At 29.3% G+C, this 16171-nt stretch carries 14 protein-coding genes; 9 read left to right on the top strand and 5 right to left on the bottom strand.

The features are described 5' to 3' along the window. The first annotated feature begins 1 nt into the window (after position 1). Positions 2–640, top strand: a complete 639-nt coding sequence (locus FVE74_RS06980; protein WP_147003844.1) for a V-type ATP synthase subunit D — start codon at positions 2–4, stop codon at positions 638–640. Between the two features lie 173 nt (positions 641–813). On the opposite strand, the gene thrC is transcribed toward FVE74_RS06980, so the two are convergent. Further along, a complete protein-coding gene (thrC, locus tag FVE74_RS06975) occupies positions 814–2316 on the bottom strand; it encodes a threonine synthase (protein WP_147003843.1) in 1503 nt (500 codons plus the stop codon). A gap of 192 nt (positions 2317–2508) precedes the next feature. Here thrC and FVE74_RS06970 point away from each other — a divergent pair, with 192 nt between their 5' ends. The 6 genes from FVE74_RS06970 (at position 2509) to FVE74_RS06945 (ending at position 8207) form a co-directional block, all read left to right on the top strand. Next, positions 2509–3894, top strand: a complete 1386-nt coding sequence (locus FVE74_RS06970; protein WP_147003842.1) for a hypothetical protein — start codon at positions 2509–2511, stop codon at positions 3892–3894. A 257-nt stretch (positions 3895–4151) separates the two neighbouring features. Beyond that, on the top strand, positions 4152–4829 hold the full coding sequence (locus FVE74_RS06965; protein ID WP_147003841.1) for a DUF1003 domain-containing protein: 678 nt from the start codon (positions 4152–4154) through the stop codon (positions 4827–4829). 87 nt (positions 4830–4916) lie between these two features. After that, positions 4917–5339 (top strand): hypothetical protein, encoded by a 423-nt coding sequence (locus FVE74_RS06960; protein WP_232053902.1) that lies wholly within the window; start codon positions 4917–4919, stop codon positions 5337–5339. Between the two features lie 154 nt (positions 5340–5493). Further along, positions 5494–6351 carry a hypothetical protein gene (locus FVE74_RS06955; RefSeq protein WP_232053901.1) on the top strand — a complete coding sequence of 286 codons (858 nt, stop codon included), beginning with the start codon at positions 5494–5496 and terminating at the stop codon, positions 6349–6351. 294 nt (positions 6352–6645) lie between these two features. Next, positions 6646–7200 carry a hypothetical protein gene (locus tag FVE74_RS06950; protein ID WP_010129075.1) on the top strand — a complete coding sequence of 185 codons (555 nt, stop codon included), beginning with the start codon at positions 6646–6648 and terminating at the stop codon, positions 7198–7200. A 50-nt stretch (positions 7201–7250) separates the two neighbouring features. Further along, a complete protein-coding gene (locus FVE74_RS06945) occupies positions 7251–8207 on the top strand; it encodes a DUF4300 family protein (protein WP_147003840.1) in 957 nt (318 codons plus the stop codon). Positions 8208–8285: 78 nt separating this feature from the next. Here the strand turns inward: FVE74_RS06945 and FVE74_RS06940 are convergent, their stop codons facing one another. Then, positions 8286–10007, bottom strand: a complete 1722-nt coding sequence (locus FVE74_RS06940) for a DEAD/DEAH box helicase (protein ID WP_147003839.1) — start codon at positions 10005–10007, stop codon at positions 8286–8288. Between the two features lie 395 nt (positions 10008–10402). On the opposite strand from FVE74_RS06940, the gene FVE74_RS06935 reads away from it, so the two are divergent. Both FVE74_RS06935 and groL read left to right on the top strand, forming a co-directional pair. Then, positions 10403–10666, top strand: a complete 264-nt coding sequence (locus FVE74_RS06935) for a co-chaperone GroES (RefSeq protein ID WP_010129626.1) — start codon at positions 10403–10405, stop codon at positions 10664–10666. Positions 10667–10744: 78 nt separating this feature from the next. Then, positions 10745–12367, top strand: coding sequence for a chaperonin GroEL (gene groL, locus FVE74_RS06930; protein ID WP_147003838.1), 1623 nt, complete (start codon positions 10745–10747; stop codon positions 12365–12367). Between the two features lie 61 nt (positions 12368–12428). On the opposite strand, the gene FVE74_RS06925 is transcribed toward groL, so the two are convergent. From FVE74_RS06925 to FVE74_RS06915, 3 genes are all read right to left on the bottom strand, one after another. Next, a complete protein-coding gene (locus FVE74_RS06925) occupies positions 12429–13721 on the bottom strand; it encodes a hydroxymethylglutaryl-CoA reductase, degradative (RefSeq protein ID WP_147003837.1) in 1293 nt (430 codons plus the stop codon). A gap of 44 nt (positions 13722–13765) precedes the next feature. Beyond that, on the bottom strand, positions 13766–14980 hold the full coding sequence (locus FVE74_RS06920; protein WP_232053900.1) for a hydroxymethylglutaryl-CoA synthase: 1215 nt from the start codon (positions 14978–14980) through the stop codon (positions 13766–13768). 223 nt (positions 14981–15203) lie between these two features. Then, a complete protein-coding gene (locus FVE74_RS06915) occupies positions 15204–16031 on the bottom strand; it encodes a Cof-type HAD-IIB family hydrolase (protein ID WP_147003836.1) in 828 nt (275 codons plus the stop codon). Positions 16032–16171 lie beyond the last annotated feature (140 nt).

The raw sequence follows: 16171 nt of genomic DNA, 5'->3' as shown, positions 1-16171 counted from the left end.
TATGGCAAGATTAAATGTAAATCCTACAAGAATGGAGTTAAGCCGTTTAAAGACACGTCTAAAAACTGCTAAAAGTGGACATAAACTGTTAAAGGACAAGCAAGATGAACTTATGCGGCAATTTATTATTTTGGTAAAACAAAATAGAAAGTTACGTGTAGAAGTTGAAGGAAAGTTACAAGATTCATTTAAGGATTTTCTTCTTGCAAGGGGAGTAATGTCTGATGAAATGCTGGAAAATGCCATTGCCTATTCAGAAGATAAACTTTCTGTAAATATAGAAACTAAAAATGTAATGAGTGTAATTGTGCCTCAAATGACTTTTAATAAGGATATGGAAAGTAGGGAAGTAAACTATCCTTATGGATATGCTCAAACTTCTGCTGACCTAGATGATGCTGTTGACGGCTTAAATCAAGTAATGAAAGATTTGCTTGAACTGGCGGAAATAGAAAAGGCTTGTCAGCTTATGGCAGATGAAGTGGAAAAGACAAGACGTCGTGTAAATGCACTGGAATATATGACAATTCCACAACTTGAAGAAACAATCCGTTATATCCAGATGAAACTTGATGAAAATGAAAGATCAAGTATTACAAGGCTTATGAAAGTTAAGGATATGATGGCTGAAAAAGCATAAATTTAATAATACTTATTTAAATATTAGGTTTTAGCAAGGGGTTTAAGCCCCTTGTTATATAATATTTCAAAAAAAATAGAGCCGTTTAAATTACGACTCTTTTTATATTTAATATTATTTTTTCAATAATTTTCAATCTAAACATTGGATTTATTGAATAATTAATTAATATTTTATTTTAAATCTTTTATATATTTTTTTACAAAATCCTGAATATCAGCCTTATCAATCACATCTGAAAATCTAATTTCAGAATTTCTAACTTCAGTTAATTTTTCAGGGAATTTTACTCCAGTAATTTCTGAAACTTCATCCAAAATTGTATATGGCTCTTTTGTATCATCCAATCCTAGTGCTTTTGCAATTGGAGTCGGGAATTTAAATGGATGGGCTGTTGACATTACTACTGTGTGAATATTTTTATCTAAATGTTTTTCGTCTAATTTTTCATAAACAGAATAAGCAACTGCCGTATGTGGATCCATTAAATAGTGATAATTTTCATAAATTTCCTTAATTGCACTTACAGTTTCATCATCATTTGCAAATTCTCCGTAAAATTCATTTTGAATATTTTTTAGTTCTTTGTCGCTTACCGATAATTCTCCACCTGAAAGCAAGTTTTTAATTAATTCACTTACTCTCTTGCTGTCTTCATTTAACGCATAATATAAGTATCTTTCAAAGTTTGATGAAAGAAGAATGTCCATTGATGGCGAATTTGTTGCATAAAAGTCTCTGTTTTTGTTATATGTTCCTGTTTGGAAAAAGTCAGCTAAAACTTTGTTTTTGTTTGAAGCTGAAATAAATTTTTTGATTGGTATTCCAAGTTTTTTTGCAATAAACCCTGCTAAAATATTTCCAAAATTTCCAGTTGGAACTACTACATTAAATTCTTCCCCAGCTTTAATTGTTCCAGCATTTACTAAATTTACATAAGTTGTCACATAATATATAACTTGCGGGAATAGTCTTCCAATATTTATTGAATTTGCACTTGAAAACATAACATCGTGTTCATTTGCATATTTTTTAAATTCATCGCTTGAAAAAATCACTTTTATAGCGCTTTGAGCATCGTCAAAATTTCCGTTAATTGCAACGATTTCCACATTGTTTCCAAGCTGTTTTCTCATTTGCTCTTCCTGCATTGGACTAACTCCATTTTTTGGATAAAAAACGACAATGTTAATTCCATCAACATCTTTAAATCCTTCAAGTGCTGCTTTTCCAGTATCTCCAGAAGTCGCTGCCAAAATTAAGATTTTTTTGTCTTCTTTTTGTTTTTCCTTACTCAAAAGAAGTAAATATGGGAAAAGTGATAAAGCCAAATCTTTAAACGCCAATGTTCTTCCGTGAAATAATTCTCCAAAGCTCACTTTATCATTTAATTTGTGAACTGGAACAATGTTTTTGTCGTTAAAAGTTGTGCTGTTATAAGCATTATTTATAGCAGTTTTTATTTCTTCATCTGAAAATTCTGTAAAAAATAATTTTATAATTTTTTCTGAAATTTCTTGATAAGACAAGTCTTTCAATTCTTCGTAAGTCAATTTCACATTTGGCAATTTTTCTGGAATATACAATCCTCCATCTTCGCAAAGTCCATGAAGTGCCCCAAAAGTGGAACTTTTTACATTATTGGGATTAATTTCTCTTGTACTTTTATAGTTCATAATATACCTCTTTCTATTTTTCTTTTTTTATCATTTTTTATATAGAGTAATTATACTATTATTTTTTATAATATGCAAGATTAGTGAAGAAAAAACATAATATTCTCATTTTCTTTTAATAAATTTATTGTATAATTTAAATGAAAGATAGAATAAGTATTTATTAAATTAAGATGGAAGGGTGTGTTTTTTATGAAAAAAATATTTTTAATTTTATTGTTGTTATTTTCCGTTGTGGCATGTGAATTAGAAGATGCACAAAGGGCATATAATAATGGAGAATATATAAAAAGTGTATCTCTTACTTTAAGTTATTTTGAGAAACATCCAAACAAAGTTGAAAAAATTAAACCGAATGTTAAAAATGAAATTATGGAAAAATTTTCTAATATTGTAAATCGTTATAAGACAGAAGCTGGAAGTAGTGATTTGAGGGAAAAACAAGATGGTTATGAAGGACTTTATGGAATTTATGTATTGTTTGATACTTATTCTCAATCTTCAAATTTTACTGATTTTTTGTCAAAATATGATGGCGATGAGCTTTTAAGTGAAATTTATAAAATTATAGATAAACGTATAGAATCAAGAAACTTGGAAAGTAAAGATTTTGGAGATATTATTTCAACACTTGATAAATACTATGGTAATATTATTAATTATACTAAAAATTTAAATGAAATAAAAAATGTATCTAAAAGCAAAATATTAAAATATGAATCTGTATTAAAAAAAATATCTCAAGTTAAAGCTGATAAATTTATAGAATATGCTAATATAAAAGAAAAAGTTGGAGAATATCGTGATGCGCAAAAATTAAATGAAGCAGCACAAAAAGTTTATGGAAAATATGAAAGAAATTACAAAAACGTATATACAAAAGCTATAGAATTAAAGGAAAAGGCTGATTATCAAGAAGCAAATGAACTTTATCAAAGTGCTTTAGTTAAAATTTCTTACGCTCGAACTAAAAAGGATTATAGGGAAGCAATATATACTTTTAGGAAAGCGCAAAAAATTGTACCTAATTTTAGAGATACAGAAAGCAAAATTAAAGAATATTTTGGGGAAGCCTATGTAAAATATCATATTTTTGGCTGTAATGATACTAAAGTTTATAGTTATTTAAATGATTATTTATCAGGAATTGGAGTTCTTACAAATTCTAGCGAAGCTGAAGTCAAAATAAATTGTAGAGTTACAGATAATTACCAAGTTTTCACATATCCTAGCCAAATAAGAAATTTATCTGAAGTAAAAAACATTATAAATAATGATGCGCAAATAGTGAGAAAAGAATTTAAATTTCAAGAAAGTATAACTAAGTCGGTTGAAAAACTAAATTTAAGTTATGAAATAGAACTTTTTGGACTCGTAAATAAAAGTTATTCAAGCAGTTCAAATAAGCAGCATGAAATAAATTCTTTGCAATATTTAGGAGATGTGCCGTCTGATTATTTAAACAAAGATAAAATTGAAAAACTTTGGGGAGAAAGTGAAATGAGAAAAAAAGCCTATGAAAATTCTTCACTTTATAATGATCTTAAAAATATAGCTAAAGAATTAGAAAGATTATGATTATTGATAAATTCAAAAATAAATTTTTAATCTTTTTGTTTTTAACTTTATTGATTATTAAAAAAATTATTTAATATTTTCGAGATTTCAAAATTGGAAAATTTTATTTTTATGTAATGCTTGTATTTTTCTCTTGAAAATGGTATTATAATAATAAAACTAGTTTAAGATTGAATTTAAATGGAATAATGTATTTAAATATTAATATCATTTAATTTATTGGATGATTTAAAATTCGATGAGGAGGGAAGTCAGAATTGAAAAGCAGGATTGAAGAACAAAATGGAAGAGTGATAAATAGAAATGTAGCTTCCAGTAGGGTAAAAAAGGATGTGGAATTAAATAAAGATAATTTAGAAAATGAATCTAAAGTTAAAAAAGAAGAAGTATTAAAAAATATGTTAAAAAATGTGGATGATGAGATGAAAAGGGAAGAAATCATACACATGCTGCTGGAACAAAAAGTTTCAAAAGTTATAAAGGAAGAAGAAAGTGAGAAGAAACAGTTTTCATATAAAGTTTTAAATTTTGTGGGAAGCGGGAAATTCATTGCTTTTATGGGGATATTTTTGTTGGCGTGGACTTTAATAGATGTTGTTTTTCTTTTAGCAGATAAGTTTAATCCATATTCATTTGTTATAATGAATGTGATTTTGTCGTTTGTAGTATTGATTTTTTGTTCACTTATTGTTTTTAATCAAAATAAAAAAAAGAAAATGGATAGAAGAAAATCTGAAAATGATTATAAAGTTAATTTAAAAAATGAAATTATAATTGAAGATTTACATTATAAACTGGATGACTTGATTGAAAAGCAAGATAAGATAGCAAAACGTGTTTTGGAACTGGAAAAGAAGAAAAAGACTGTAGCTGCAAAGGGTAACAAGGAATATAAATTTATTGATATTTCAGAAGGTGAAAAGAAAAATAAATAGGTTAAATTTATTTAAATTATATGAGAAAGTCAAATTTTTTATCGTAAATTTTTAAAATAAGGTTTTATGTAAAAGGGGGAGAAATAAATGGGGACAAGTGAAATAAATGAAATTGAAAATGGAAATAAAATGGAAAAGATAAATATTTTTGATTTAAAGGATTTATCTGAGAGAAAAGAAGTTGTAAAAATTTTGACTGAAAATGAGAATGTGAAAATTGAGAAAATTATTTCGACTGGACAAGTGACAGGTTGGCAGGAATCTGATAAAAATGAATTTGTAATTTTGATTCAGGGGAATGCTGAAATTGAATATTATAGAAATAGAAGCTGTGAAGATAAAAATTTTAATGCAAATGAAAATATAATAAAAAACATAAAAAATACTAATGATATGAAACTACAATTAGGAAAAGGAGATACAGTGTTAATAAAAAAGGAAGAAAGGCATAGAGTCAGTTATACAAGCAAGAACCCTTGCTGTATATGGATTTGTATCTTTTTTGATTAAAAATCTTAAATTTTATAATATTCTTCATTTAAATAAAGTAGAATTGTCATAAATGTTTTTAACAAAAGAATGATTTTTTTGGTAAATAAATAAAAATATAGTTAAATGGAGTTTAGTATAAAAAATTTAAAAAAAAGTAAAAGAAGGAGCAGTTATGATGTTATTTGTAATATTTGCATTAGTTGTCGTTATTGCGACAGGAATTCCTTATGTGAAAAAGGGAATTGAAAATAGGAAATTGATGAAAGAATATATGGAAGAACAAGGACTTGGGAAAAATGAGGCTATTGGAAAAGTAAGAGATGCCAAAACGACGAATGATAAAGTTATTGAAGGCTTGTTTTATTTATCACTTATAGCTCTTTTAGGAGGAGGATTTTATAATATTTATTTATATAATAATGAAAATTCAGATAATATGAGCGCTCAACAGCAATCTGAAGGGACAATGGCAAATATAACAACTGATCAGAATCAAAACCAAAACCAAAATCAGGATCAAAACCAGCAGGATCAGAATCGACAAAATCAAGGAACACCAGTTATTCAAAATAACATAATTTCAAACCCGAATGATGCACAAGTTCAGGAAAATGTAAAAAGGGAACAAGCTAGAATTGATAAAATGTTTGCAGATAGTGAAAGAAATACATCAAGTTTGATGGATATGTTAAAGAAAAGTTTTGAAAAAAAGGATACAGGCGAAGGAATTAGAAATGGCGAAAAGGCTTTGGACAATGTAAAAAAATCTAGTAACTTATTTAAAAATACAAAATGTAATCCAACTGGAGATGCGGCATTTGACAAGGAATGTCCAAAATTGCTTCAAAAGGGTAAAGAATTGTATTCTTCAAAACAAATTGATGTTGAAAAAATGCTTAGTGCGTTGAAGGGTATTGAAAAGAGCATAAATGATGTTAAAAATAGCGAATTGGGACAACAGGCAGTTCAAGAAGGAAATAAATTATGGGACAGTCTTATGAAAAAAGTCGATGAGTTTCAAAAAAAGTAAAATAGACTTGTTTAGTTTATAATTTGTAAAATTATTTCATATAATAAATTTTGATGGTTATAGTTTAAATATTAAAGTCTTAATAACTGAAATGATAAAAGGAATTTATTTTAACTGGTTTAAGGTAATTCCTTTTATTTTATAATAAAATTTTTGATTCTCTGTAAAATACTGGGAAATTAAAAGGTTTTTTTAGGAAAAAAACAAAATTTTGACAAAAATGTGATGTATAATAGAAAAATAAATTAATAAGGTAATTAAATATAAAATATTTCAAGAATAGGAGGAAATGTTATGAAAATGAAAAGTTTAGGAAATGCAGTGCTTGGAGCTTTGATTATGCTAGTTGGGCTTGTGATACTGACAGAAAGTAAGGATAATCATATTGATATAAAAATTGCAGACAAGGGAAATCTGAGTGTAAATAATGTAAAAAATGTAACGACAGTAACTGAGAACAAAGGTTCAGGTAAAAAAGTAAAAGCTGTAGTTATTGAATTTGATAAGTCCATCAAAAATGAAAAATTGTCAAAAAATGTAGTTACAGTTACCCAAAAAAATATTTCTAAAAAAAATACAGAAGATAAAAATGATGAACCAATCGTTAATACAACTGAAACAAAAGTGAATAGAGAAGTTTCTAAAATATATACAAGTGATAAGATAGATGATGAAAATGTGGAAGCGAAAGATGGAAAATATTTGTATTTGGAATTAGCTGAAGATAAAGATTCTGATAATAAGACAGCTCAAAATGATATGGAAGATTTGAAAATCTCAGTTTCACAAAATAAAAAAAATTATTTTACAAATAATAGCAAAAGTTTTAATGTAAATAATAAATCTTAATTTCAAATATTAAATTGTAAAATAAAAAATATTTATTAAAAGGTGATTAAATGAAAAGTAAAAAAATGTTATTGATTTTAGCAGCAATTATATTTGTATTAAGCTGTTCCAATGAAAATAGTGTTGAAAAGAGCAATATAAAAAAACAGAGTGCTGTTGAAAATATAAAAAATTCAAAAACAGAAAAGGAATATTTAAAAAGCATAAATTATTCAAATATAGCAGATAAGATGGCTCAGGATGAGATTAAGGAAAGCTTGGAAAATGCAGGGGTTGATTCTAATAATATAGATCTTTTTTTTAAAAGTGTAAATTACTATAATGAAGCGACTGAAAATAAAGATTTGATAAAGTCAGGATTTATTAATTCTAAAAATATAAATCCAATTTATGATGAAGTGGCGATACAGAAAATTTGGGACAAAAAGAATAAAAATTTTCCTGGATTTAACTGTCGGATAACAGCATTCACATTGATGAAAAATTATATAAAAATGGAAAAGCCAGTTGTAAAAACTGGGGAAATGCTTTTTATGGATATAGAATCATTGAAGAATATGCCGTTTAAGCTGTTTTCTCAAAATGAAGAGAATAAATTTATTAATTTATTTTCAGAAATTCCGACAAAGATGACTAAGGATGTGAGAGTTCATGCTGAAAATGTGAAAAATGCCTGGAAAGAGCGGGGAATTAAGTTTGATAAAAATAGTAAAATATCAATGATTTCTGTATTTTTCCATTTTAATGATGATCCTGAAGAAAATATCCTGTTTATAGGGCATGTTGGGATTTTAATTCCTGAAAAGGATGGAAAGTTATTGTTCGTTGAAAAATTGGCATTTCAACAGCCTTATCAGGTTTTAAAATTTAACAATCGGACAGAACTTAACGACTATTTGATGAATAAATATGATACTGCATGGGGACAGCCTGTGGCTAAGCCGTTTATTATGGAAAATGATGAATTGCTGAAGGAATACAGGACTAATCCAAATAATGGAAATTAGTAAAAGTAATTTAAATATTTAGAAAAAATAAAAAACTCGGAAAATAAGTTTATCTTCTGAGTTTTTTTGTTTTTTATATTATTTTTTTACTTTTCTTGTTTTTTTATCTTTTTTACCTTTAGAAGATTTATCTGATTTTTTACCAGATTTACCAGATTTTTTGTCAGAAGATTTTTTTCTTCCCTTTCTGTCTCTTCTTCTGTCTGATTTTTTACCAGATTTTTCTCCACCGCCGTTTCTACTTCCAGTAGCTTCTTCAACAAGCGGTTTTGCATCTTTTTTGGAATTCAAAGCTCTCATTATGTATTCTGCTTCTTGTAATGGCACTGTTATGAAAGAGTATTTATCCATAATTTTTACATCTTTTACTTTTCTTCCTGGAGTTTTTGCCTTTTTGTTTAACAAGTCAAGCAATCTTCCAACATTATAGCCGTCTTTACTTCCAAGAGCAATAAATAATCTTGTCTTATCATCAATTTTAACTTTTACATCTGTTATTTCATTATAGTTTTCAGGCAAGAATTCATCTTCATAAACGTGTCTTAATACAGAGGCTAGAACCTGCTTGGCATCTCTTCCATCCATAAGCCTTTGGGCAAGTTCTGAATATGTGTCAAAGTCGTTTTCCATTATAATTTCATCCACATAAGCAAGCAGCGCTTCTTTTTTAGCTTCTAAAATTTCTTCAACATTTGGAATATGTTCTCTTTTGATTTCTGTTTTTGTAATACGTTTAATTTGAGCAAGTTTGCTTGCTTCTCTTGGAGTTACGAAAGTTATTGCTACACCTTTTTGTCCAGCACGTCCTGTTCTTCCAATTCTGTGAACGTAAGATTCAGCTTCTTGCGGGATAGAGTAGTTTATAACATGTGTCAGGTTGCTTACATCAATTCCACGTGCAGCAACATCTGTCGCAACTAATATTGTCAATATTTTTTTCTTGAATAAATCAAGAGCCTTTTGTCTAAGAGCTTGAGTAATATCTCCGTGAATACATTCAGCATCATAGTTTCTAGCTTTCAATTTATTTGTAACATCATCAACTTCTGATTTTGTACGGCAGAATACAATTCCATAAAAATCTTGTTCATAATCTAAAACTCTGCACAATGCTTCAAACTTATCTTCTTGTTTAACTTCATAATAAATTTGTTCAGTCAAATTAGTTGTAAGTTCTTTTTTGGCAACTTTTAATAATTTATGTTCTGGCATAAATTTTTTAGCAATAGCCATAATTGCTTTTGGAATTGTAGCGGAAAAGAATAGCATTTTTTTCTCATCATTAGTTTTTTCCAAAATTGCTTCAATATCTTCTAAAAATCCCATGTTAAGCATTTCATCAGCTTCATCTAGAACAAAATAGTCTAGTTGATCAACTTTTAAGATTTTCTTTCTCATTAAGTCCATAACACGCCCAGGTGTTCCAACGACAATGTCAACTCCAGACTTTAATTTTTTTATTTGATTTTCAATAGAAGCTCCACCATAAACTGCAAGAACCTTTAAGTCCTTTTCACCCTTTAATGAATAAATTTCATCAGCAACTTGATTGGCAAGTTCTCTTGTCGGTGCTAAAATTAAGGCTCTAACTGTTTTATCCGCTTCAATTGTTTCTAAAATTGGGATACCAAATGCGGCAGTCTTTCCTGTTCCTGTTTGCGCCTGTCCTATTAAATGTGTTCTTTCCTTTAGTAATTCAGGGATTACCAGTTTTTGTATTTCACTTGGCTCCTCAAATCCTTTTTTACTCAAAGCATTAAGCATTTCTATACTTAATCCAAAATCTTCAAATTTTTGCATTATTTTTTATTTTACCTTCCTTTACTTTTATATTTTAATTTATACTTATTATTTAAAAAAATTTTTGTATATATTATTATACCATACTTTTACAGTTTTTGTACTTATTTTTAAAAATTATTTTTTATATAAAGTAACAGGAGAATTCTTTGTGGATATTTTAAGCAAAAAATTAAAAATTTTTTTAATAGTTTCAGGAATTATGGGCATTTTATTATAAAATACAAAATAAAAATAAAAATTTTAAAAAAAAGGCTTGCAAAATCTTCAAAAATGTATTATTATATTGTTAGCACTTAAAGTTATAGAGTGCTAAAATTTTCAAAATATAAATTCGGAAATTTTTATTTAAAAAAATATAAAAAGATGAAAATAAATGACTTTAGGAGGACAAAATGATAATTAAACCATTGGGAGAAAGAGTTTTAATAAAACAGACAGAACAGGAAGAAGTTACAAAAAGTGGAATCGTGTTGCCAGGGACTGCTTCTAAGGAAAAGCCGATAATAGGAGAAGTTTTGGCGATTGGGGCAAAAGTTGAGGATATTAAAGTTGGGAATAAAGTAATTTTTGAAAAATATTCTGGAACAGAAGTTAAAGATGGAGATGAAAGTTACTTGATTTTAGAAAAAGATAATGTTTTAGCAATTGTTGAATAATGAATTTGGTAAATCTAAAAATATAAATAATAAATTTCATAATAAAAAATTTACAAAATTTAGAAGGAGAAATTAAAAATGGGAAAAATAATAAAATTTAATGAAGATGCGAGAAAATCGCTTGAAGTTGGAGTAGATACATTGGCTGATGCCGTGAAAATTACACTTGGACCAAAAGGTAGAAATGTAGTGCTAGATAGAGGATTTGGAGCACCGATGATTACAAATGACGGTGTTACAATCGCAAAGGAAATTGAGCTTAAAGATCCGATTGAAAATCTTGGTGCGCAAATTGTGAAGGAAGTGGCTACAAAGTCTAATGACGTGGCTGGAGATGGAACAACTACTGCGACTGTACTGGCACAGGCTTTAATTAAGGAAGGGCTAAAAATGGTAGCTTCTGGAGCAAATCCTGTATTTATAAGACGTGGAATGGAAGTTGCTTCTAAAAAGGTAATTGAAGAACTTACAAAAAGAGCTAAAAAGGTTGAATCAAATGAAGAAATTGCACAAGTTGGGGCGATTTCAGCAGGAGATGTGGAAATTGGTCAATTAATCGCGCAAGCTATGGAAAAAGTTGGAGAATCTGGAGTTATTACTGTGGAAGAAGCTCGTTCTTTGGATACGACTTTAGAAGTTGTGGAAGGAATGCAGTTTGACAATGGATACTTATCACCTTATATGGTTTCAGATTCTGAAAGAATGGTTGTGGAAATGGATAATCCATTTATCTTGATTACAGATAAAAAGATTGCAAATATGAAAGAATTATTGCCAGTTTTGGAAAAGACAGTTGAAACTGGAAGACCGATGTTGATAATTGCAGAAGATGTGGAAGGTGAAGCACTTGCGACTCTTGTTGTAAATAAACTTCGTGGAACATTGAATGTGGCCGCTGTAAAAGCTCCTGCATTTGGAGATAGAAGAAAGGCTATGTTACAGGATATTGCAATTTTGACTGGTGGAGAAGTTATTTCTGAAGAAAAGGGAATAAAACTTGAAAATGCTGATATTAATTTATTAGGACAAGCTAAAAAGGTTAGAATTACTAAAGATAATACAGTTATCGTAGATGGATTGGGAGCAAAAGAAGAAATTCAAGCAAGAGTTGGGCAAATTAAGAATGCGATTGCTGAAACAACGTCTGACTATGATAAAGAAAAATTGCAGGAAAGACTTGCAAAATTATCTGGCGGAGTAGCTGTAATAAAAGTTGGGGCTGCGACTGAAACTGAAATGAAGGAAAGAAAATTAAGAATTGAAGATGCCTTGAATGCGACAAAAGCCGCTGTGGAAGAAGGAATCGTGCCAGGAGGAGGAACAATCTTAATTCAAATTGCAAAAGATATTGAAGACTTTAAATTGGAAGGCGAAGAAGGGCTTGGAGTGGAAATTGTGAAAAAAGCGCTATCGGCACCTCTTAGACAAATTGTTATCAATGCAGGAATTGATGCAGGCGTTGTAATTGAAAAAGTAAGAAATTCTGAAAATGGAATAGGATTTGACGCAGCAAAAGAAGAATATGTAGATATGGTAAAAGCTGGAATTATTGATCCAGCCAAAGTAACACGTTCTGCAATCCAAAATGCAGTTTCAGTATCTTCAGTATTATTGACAACAGAAGTTGCAGTTGGAAATGAAAAGGAAGAAGCACCAGCTGGTGGAATGCCAGGTGGAATGGGAATGCCAGGAATGATGTAATAATTTAGGTTATAATATTAAAAAATGGAGGTAGCGATTAACTACCTCTTTCTTTTTTTACTTATTTTATTTTTTCCAAAATTTCCTTTACATTTTCCAAATTAATACTTTTTCCGCTTTCCAAAAGTTTTTCTACGGCAATGTCAATTTCCTTTCCTTTAGCACCAGCAAGCAATGCCAGAGAACGAGCTTGCAATTTCATATGTCCATGCTGTATTCCAGTTGTAACGAGTGCCTTTATTGCAGCAAAATTTTGAGCAAGTCCAACAGAAGTGATAATACTTGCCAAAGTTTTCGCATTGGGATTCCCCAAAATATTAAATGCAGCTTTTACACTTGGATTTAGCCCTATTGAGCCGCCTACACTTGCGATCGGCATTGGAAGAGTAAGTTCGCCCTTTAATTTATTTTCACTTTCATCAAAAGTCCAAGTTGTAAGCCCTTCATATTTGCTATTTTTTGCAGCAAATGCATTTCCGCCAGCTTCAATCGCACGCCAGTCATTTCCAGTTGCAATTACCACAGCGTCAATTCCATTGAAAATCCCTTTATTATGAGTTGTTGCACGGTAAACATCAAGTTTTGCAAATTTGCTTGCAAGTTCGATTTTTTTTGCAGTTTCAATAGACTTTTCCATTGAGCTGCTAAGAAGTTTTATATTTACTTCACATTTGGCTTTTACGAGAGATTCAGTCGCATAATTTGATAAAATTGCCATTAGGCTTTTTCCGTTTGTAATGTTTTCAAGCGGAGTTTTTATAGCCTCAAGCATTGTGTTTAAAATATTTGCCCCCATAGCCTCCTTCACATCGGCAATCAGATAAACAACCAAAAATTCATCAATATTTCTAACTTCAATATCAATTGCGCCGCCGCCACGTGCCACAATTGACGGATAAGCATCATTGGCAATTTTCAAAAGTTTATTTTTATTTTCCAAAACCATTGAAATAGCATTGTCAAAGTCCAGAATCTCATACAATGCAACTTGTCCAATCATTTTTCTGTTCAAAATTTCTGTCGTAAAACCGCCAGATTTTCCAATAATTTTAGCTGCATAACTGCATCCGGCTACAACAGAAGGCTCTTCTGTAACCATTGGAACAGCATAGTCTTTTCCATCAACGATAAAATTTGGAGCAATGCTAAACGGTAAAGCAAATGTTCCAATTCCATTTTCAGCCATCTGATTTGAAGTTTCAAGCGGCAAGTTTTCGTTCTTTTTCAAAATTTGTTCAAATTCATCACTTAAAAAGCCATTTTCCTTTAACATCTGTATTCTTTCAAGCCGTTCCTTTTTTTGAAATCCAAGCCAGTTTAATTTTTTTATTTTTTCTTTATTTTCATTTTTCATAGTTTAAGATTAATTCCTTTCAGTCGCTTCATAATAATTTTAATTTATTCATTTAATTTTTTATAAACTCTTTTATGATTTTCAATTTTTGCAAGAACAAATGAATTATCACTTTCCTGAATAAATTTATTATTTGAAAAATCACAGTTTCCTTCCTCATCTAAAACTATTTTTTCAAAAAACATATTCTCATATTCTTCCATTGACAATTGTTTTCTATTTTCAAAGTCATTTAACCTATCACATCGCAAGTGATTTTTAAATCCCTCTACAAGAGTTAGATTAAAAAATTCACAAACAGCGCCACTTCCATAACTGTACATCCCAATTTTGTCACCACCATTTAAATTCACGCAATTTTCAAGCAATGACAGCAAACTTAGATAAAGAGAGCCAGTATAGATATTTCCAACTCGTTTTCCATAGATTATTGAAGCGTGAAATTTTTCTAGAAAGTCATTTTTTATTTCTTTTTCAATGTTTTTCTCTAAAATTGAATTAATTGCCTTTAATCCAAGTTTTGGAAATGGAAGATGAAAACAGAAGGCATCAAAATCATCTAAACTCTGATTATACCTTTTTTTATATTCTTCAAATGTCGTTGTAAGGCAGTCAAGATACTGCTTTGTTGAAAAATGTCCATCTACGTATGGAAAATCCGAGTAGTTTGGACGCCAAAAGTCCATTATGTCACGTGTCTGACATACGTTTTCATCATTTATTACGGCGATTGCTGGATCTTTTTTTATTAACATTGCTATACTTCCTGCACCTTGTGTAGATTCCCCAGGAGTGTCAATTCCATATCTTGCAATATCTGAAGCAATTACAAGAACAGAAGCGTCGTTATTTTTTTCAATATAATTTTTTGCAAAACTCAGTGCGGCAGTTGCACCATAGCAGGCTTCCTTAATTTCGATACATCGTGCAAATGGCTGAATATTCAATAGATGATGAATAAAAACAGCAGATGCCTTGCTTTGATCAACTCCAGATTCTGTTCCAACAATAACCATATCAATATTTTTTTTATCTTCCTCGTCAAGAATCTGTGCAGCGGCAGAAGCTCCAAGAGACACAATATCCTCTGTAACTGTTGAAATGCTCATTTCACTTTGCATAAGCCCCTTTACAAACTTATTTTCATTTTCATTCCGTCCAAGTGCCAGATCCCGTATATCGAGAAAATATTTTGGCATTGCAAAACCAATTTTATCTATTCCAATTTTGATTTTTTCTTTTATTTCCTTAATTTTCATAAAATTTAGCCCTTTCTTTTTAATATTTTTTGAAAGAATCATTAAGTTTTATTATTAAATATAACTCTCATATATTGTACTATAAAAAAATTGAAATATCAACGGGTTATAAAAAAATATAACCTTAAAACTTTTATGACTAACTGTTTTTTGGTTATATTATATTCATAATTTTTATTTTAATTTCTTTTTTAATGAAATTTATTTTATTATAATTCTAATATTAATTTGAATTGTTCAAGGCATATTTTCTAATTGCTTTTGCTACGCCATCATTTTCATTGCTGTCAGTTTGATACTTTGCAGCCTTTTTGGCAAGTTCTGTACTATTTTCCATTGCAACACTGTAATTTGCATATTCAAACATTTCAATATCGTTATTTCCATCTCCAATTGCCATTATTTCTTCCTGCTTAATTCCCAGTTTTTTCGCAAGTTTTTTCAATCCAGTTCCTTTATTATTTCCCTTTGGCAGTATTTCATAAACATAAGGCTGGCTTAGCACACTGCTATATTTATCTTTTAAAATATTTTCATTTTCTTTTTGAAAATCTGCCATTATGTTAGGATTTCCAAGGAACATTATTTTTATTATTTTATGTTTTCCATTTTTTGCTTCTTTAAGACTTATATTTGTAATATCTGAAAAAACAAATCCAGCATCTGTAATAAGCTCATCTGTAGGTTTTCTGCCTATGTTGAAATAATAATAGTCATTTACCAAAGTAAAATTTATATCATAACCTTCAGAGAATTTATGTAAATAATCAATATCATCAGAAGTGAAATTTACTTGGTCAATCAGTTCCCAGTCTTTTGTTTTATGAATAGAGCAGCCGTTATTTAAAATAACATATCCTTCTGAATCAAGTTCTGATAATCCAAGTTCCTCATAAAATGGCAAAATTCCATATAAAGGTCTGCCAGTGCAAAGTACAATCTTTATTCCTGCTTCTACCGCTTCGTGAATAGCTTCCTTTTGTGCCTTGTCAATATGTTTTTTTTCATTTAGCAAAGTTCCATCCATGTCAATTGCAATTAATTTTATCATTATTTATCCCTTCTTTCAAAAAAATATGCTTATCTAGCTTATCTAGCTTCTTAAAGTTTTATGATCTGTAGATTTAGTTTTTATTTTATTATAGTATATCTTAATGTGAACTACTCCCGCTTTTAGAAGCGAGAGCTTCT

Source organism: Leptotrichia wadei (genome assembly GCF_007990445.1).
Lineage (GTDB): Bacteria > Fusobacteriota > Fusobacteriia > Fusobacteriales > Leptotrichiaceae > Leptotrichia > Leptotrichia wadei_A.
The sequence above is the reverse complement of the archived record's forward strand: the minus strand, read 5'-3'. Positions and strand labels throughout refer to the sequence as shown.